The sequence below is a fragment of the Actinomycetospora sp. genome (assembly GCF_055612215.1).
Genome location: NZ_JBVPVA010001119.1, coordinates 1 through 5108, shown reverse-complemented (window position 1 = coordinate 5108; position 5108 = coordinate 1). Strand labels below are relative to the sequence as shown.

Below are 5108 nucleotides of genomic sequence, written 5' to 3'. Positions count from 1 at the left end.
GAGGGGCACACCACGCACGCCACCCTGCCGCCCGGCCGTGATCATCAGCACTTGAGGCAGGCCGGGCCCGGTGCTGGGCGGGGCGGGCCAGCCCTCGGATCGAGCGAAGGGACCCCTCGATCGACTAGACCGACCGAAGGGGCCCCTCGCTCAGAACGACAACAGCCCGGTCACCGCTCCGGCGACGGGATCCCCGGCGGCGGATCGCCGATCTCCCCGTCGCTGTGGCTACCCGACACCGTCTTCTCCCCGTGCACCACGTTCGGCGCCACGGTGCCCGGCGCGTAGGGCTCGAGCCGCTCGATGCGGCCCCAGTCCAGGTTCGGCTCGCCCTGCAGGTACGACGGCACGTCCTGCTGCTTCTCCAGCACCTCGATCCAGCCCATCGGGCCGCCCGCGGACGGCTGCGACCACGTCTCGCCGCCGATCCGGAACTGCGAGGCGTCCGCGATGAGCCGGTAGGTCGGGACCTCGGCGATGCCGTCGCGGACGTCGAACGGCTTCAGGCACGGCGACGCGAACTGCACCGGCCACTCCAGGTAGCCCGGCTGGGTCCCGACGGCCTGGGTGAACGGCACCAGCTTCGGCCCGCGCATCGGGGCGAGCGCCATCCAGCCGTCGGGCCCGAGCGAGCGATCCTGGGCGATGAGGCGCACCTCGTCGGCCTGGGCGCCCTTGCCCGTCGACAGGTTGACCTTGATCTCGCGCCACGGGGGTTCGCCGCCCGCGCCGTCGTCGATCTGGTCCTGGCCGAGGATCTGGATGCGGCCGTCCGGCAGGCGCTTGGCGTACTGCAGGAACAGGCTGTTGCCACCGTTCAACCGACCGGCGACGGAGATCACCAGCGGCGTCGCCCCCGAGCGCAGCGACCCGTCCACCGAGTCCCACGCCGTGCGCAGCACCCCGGTGTTGCGCCCGTCCTTGTCGAACGTGCCGATGGTCTGGTCGGCGAGGTCGTTGCGCAGCGTGTACTCGAACCCGGAGAGCCCGGTGCCTCCACCCGTCGGCGGGGTGGCGTTCTGGGCGTGGAAGCCCTGGTTGAGGGGCTTCGGGTCGACCAGCTGCGCGAGCGGGCTCGAGGCGCCCACGGTGTCCGGCGGCAGCGGCGCGGGCTGCTGGCCGGGCGCGACCGGGGTCTGCGGCGCGATCGTGGGCAGCACGCCCGCGGCCGAGGGCGCGAGGCCGGTGAACGGCGGCGCCGCCGGGAGCACCCCGGCCGCGGGACTGCCCTCGACGCGGACCTGGTCGGCCAGCCCGCACGACGTCGAGAACGGGTGGCGCATGACGTTCCCGCCGAAGGAAAAGCTGTCCCACTGCTTGTCGATGCTCTTGGCCATCGACGCCATCTCGAAGAGCACCAGGAGCCCGCAGATCACCGCGATCGGCGCGGACCCGACCCGCAGCGCGCGGGCGCGGCGCTCGACGGCGCTGGCCGAGCGCGAGCCGCGCAGCCGCTTCGCCCGCACCAGCACCGGCGCGACCACCCGCCCCACGCGTCCCGACGGCTGCCAGGGTCCCGACGAGGGCGGGCGTTCCTCCTGGATGCCGCGGATGTGCTCGATCGCCGCGACGACCAACAGGATGCCGGCGATGGCGAGCAGCAGCGTCGAGGCCTCGTGGTGGTCGTAGGAGGGCGACTTGTCGTTCCAGGGGACGCCCCAGTTGTTGGTGTACCACCACGTGTTGGGGCCGGTGAACGCGAGCGCGAGCGTCGCGAAGACCGCCGCGAGGAAGAGCGAGCGGTTCCGGCGCGAGCGCAGCACGTCCGACGAGGTGGCCAGCGCGGTCAGCGCCGCCATCCCGGACCCGAGTGCGGCGAAGGCGCCGAAGTGGTGGGTCCACTTGGTCGGGGTGAGCGCGAGGACGACGAAGCCGAGCAGCGTGGTGCCGATGAGCCGCTGCGACGGGCCGAGCGCGGCCCCGCGGATGCGGTCGCGGCGCAGCAGCACGACGAGGCAGACCACGAGCCCGAGGATGAGCAGCAGCACGGGGGCGCGGCGCTCCAGCGACCCGTCCGCCGAGACCGAGAACAGCGACTCGTACCGGACGACCTCCTGGTACCAGGTGTAGTTCGGCCCGATGAGGAACCGGACGCGGTTGGCCTCCATCACGGCCGCGTACGTCTGGTCGGCGAAGATCGCGATGAGGACGACGAGGCCGGCCGCCAGGATCGGGGCCAGCACCGGGAGCCACCCGAGCCGGCGCACCCGCTCCTGCACCAGCCGGAACAGCGGCCGGGCCGCGGCGAGGAACGGCGCGACCGCCATCAGGCCGGTCGGTGTGGCCGCCAGCGCGAACGCCGCCGCCACCAGGCCCAGCGCCACCGGCGCGAGCCGGCGGGTGGCCACCGCGCGCTCCACCGAGCAGAACGCCAGCAGCGCCGAGATGACGGCCACCGGCTCGGGCCGGAGCCCGTTGTTGAACGGCAGCCAGAACATCAGGAAGACCATCGCCGCGGCCCAGCCCGCCGCCTTCGACGTCCGGACCTGCTGGCCCAGCCGGGGCAGCATCTCCCGCGAGATCAGCAGCCAGGACACGATGCCCATGAACACGGAGGGCAGCCGCATCCACAGGACGTTGTCGCTGACCTGGACCCAGACCGCGTACAGCTCGTAGAACCAGCCGAACGGCGCCTCGGGGACGTTGAACCACCGGTAGTAGTTCCCGATGTAGCCGGCGCTCTCGCGGGCGCGGGCGATCCCGAGGATGTACCCGTCGTCGGAGGTCTGGGACCCGATCACCGCCCAGACCGCGAGCGCCGCCACCACCACCGCGTCGCGGGCGGTCGGCCGCCACCACCGTCGCGGCGCGAGACGCGGCGCGCGCCGTCCCGCCTTCCGGTCGAGCGCGTGCAGGGCCCACACCGCCCCGAGGAAGCAGAGCACGGCCAGGACGCCCGCCGCGGTCTTGAGCGCGGTCGCGGTCGTCTGGAACCGGGTGTCCGGGACGACCTGGACGTTCGTCCCCGAGGTCGGGTCACGCGTCGAGTCGAGGTCGGAGTAGATGCCGACGACCTGCGGCCGGAAGTCCCCGCCGAGGACGACGTCGGCGCCGGCCCCGAGGTTGATGACGGTCTGGGCGTAGTCCGAGGTGACCGTGACGTTGCAGGGCCCCGCGGGCACCGGCTCCTGCGCGGCCTGCTGCCCGCGGTCGGTGAGCGTGAGCTGCCCGTTGTCGACGTAGAGCTGCAGCCCGACCTGGGCGCCCGCCGTGGAGAGCGGCGGCGTCGTGGACAGCACCGTCGCGCGCTGCGTGGCGCGGGCGTCGAGGCTGCGCACGGCCGTGCACGGGATCGAGGCCGACATCGTCTGCGGCCGGAAGGCGACCAGCGGCGCGTCGACCGAGCGGGTCCCCGTCGTCGGGCTCGGCCACTGGATCGTCGCGGTGTCCTGGACGACGGGCAGGAACGGGAACACCAGCGCGAGCCCGGCACCCAGCCCACCCAGCAGGACCGCGAGCCAGCGGGTGCGCCACAGCGTCCGCTTCTCCTCGGCCGGGGACGGGTCCGTCGCCGTCGCGGGTCCGTGCGCGCCGTTGAGCGCCGCGCCGACCTTCGGGTCGGCGGTGGCGGTCGACGCCTCGTTGCCTGACGTCAGCACGTGATGCGTCCTGGCATGTCGTGGATGACCTCCGGAGTCGCCGGGGAGATCGATTCGGGGAGGCGCGTCCGCCTCATGGGCGGCGGAACCTCTCGCGTCGGCCCATCCGCACCAGCCGCAGCCACTCCCGCATCGCCGCGACGTCCCGTCGCTCGACGAGGAAGTACCAGCCGAAGCGCAGGTGCTCGATGGCACCGAACTTGCGCAGGCCGGGCTGGGCCAGCAGATAGCCGCGGTTGCGGTAGGTGAAGTACCGCTTGGTCGCGTCGCCCGGGTCCTGGGCGTGCAGACGGCCGCCGAGCATCGGTTTGAACTCGTCGGATCCGTCGGGGTGGACGTACGCCGTCGTCAGGCACGTCCCGTAGGGAAGCCCCGAGCGCATGAGGCGGCGGTGCAGCTCCACCTCGTCCCCCCGGACGAAGAGGCGGAGATCCGGGACGCCGACCACGTCCAGCGTCGAGGCCCGGAAGAGTGCGCCGTTGAACAGGTGCGCGATGCCGGGCATCAGCTCGCCGTCGCCGAAGTCGGCCAGCTCGCGACGCCGCCGCTTCCACGACAGGCCCCGCCGCAGCGGTAACGCGAGGTTCTCCGGGTCGGCGGCGTCGGCGATGACGGGGGAGACCTCGGCGAGGTCGCGGCGCCGGGCCACGTCGAGCAGCGTGGCGAGCACGTGCTCGTCGGCGGGACGCCCGTCGTCGTCGGCCATCCAGAGCCAGTCCGCGCCGTGCGCGAGGGCGGTGAGCATGCCCAGCGCGTAGCCGCCCGCCCCGCCGAGGTTGTGGTGCGAGGGCAGGTAGGTCGACGGGAGCCCGCAGGCTTCCACGACCTCGCGGGTCGCGTCGTCCGGGCCGTTGTCGACGACGACGAGGTGGTCCGGACGGCGGGTCTGCTTGGCCAGGACGGCGAGCCCGTCGGCGAGCAGCTCGGCGCGGTGGCGGGTGACCACCACGGCCCAGACGCTCTCGAGGTCAGGGGTCGTCACGGGAGCCCGACCGTCTCGTCGGCGGGCTGGTCCGTCGGCGTGGCCCCGGCGGCGCCCGTGTCGCGCTGCAGGGCGCCCGTGTCGCGCTGCAGGTCCAGGCGACGCAGCGTGTCGGGGCTCAGCGACTCGAACAGGTCGCGGCCCTTGTAGTGGCTGACCACCTCGCGCAGGTCCCCCTGCTCGCGGATCTCGCCGGTGTCCATCCAGATCGCGGTGTCGCAGAGCTCGACGAGGAACTCGTCGGAGTGCGAGGCGAACACGAGCATCCCGGAGCGGCTGACGAGGTCGCGCAGCCGGTCGCGTGCCTTCTCGAGGAACGCCGCGTCGACCGCGCCGATGCCCTCGTCGAGGATGAGGATCTCGGGGTCGATCGAGGTCACGACGCCGAGCGCGAGCCGGACCCGCATGCCGGTGGAGTAGGTGCGCAGCGGCATCGTCAGGTAGTCGCCGAGCTCGGTGAAGTCCGCGATCTCGTCGACGCGGCGCTCCATCTCCTTGCGGGTCATCCCGAGGAAGAGCCCGCGGAT

3 protein-coding genes are annotated in these 5108 nt (G+C 73.1%); all 3 read right to left on the bottom strand.

From position 1 onward, the window contains the following. Positions 1-170 precede the first annotated feature (170 nt). Complete coding sequence (locus AC0CYZ_RS30095; protein ID WP_472221784.1) at positions 171-3599, bottom strand: arabinosyltransferase domain-containing protein; 3429 nt, start codon at positions 3597-3599, stop codon at positions 171-173. A 73-nt stretch (positions 3600-3672) separates the two neighbouring features. Then, entirely contained in the window at positions 3673-4581 is a 909-nt protein-coding gene (gene glfT1 / locus AC0CYZ_RS30090; RefSeq protein ID WP_472221783.1) for a galactofuranosyltransferase GlfT1, read from the bottom strand. Further along, positions 4578-5108: ABC transporter ATP-binding protein (locus tag AC0CYZ_RS30085; protein ID WP_472221782.1), on the bottom strand; the 531-nt coding region annotated here is incomplete at its 5' end. The genes AC0CYZ_RS30085 and glfT1, both read right to left, overlap by 4 nt.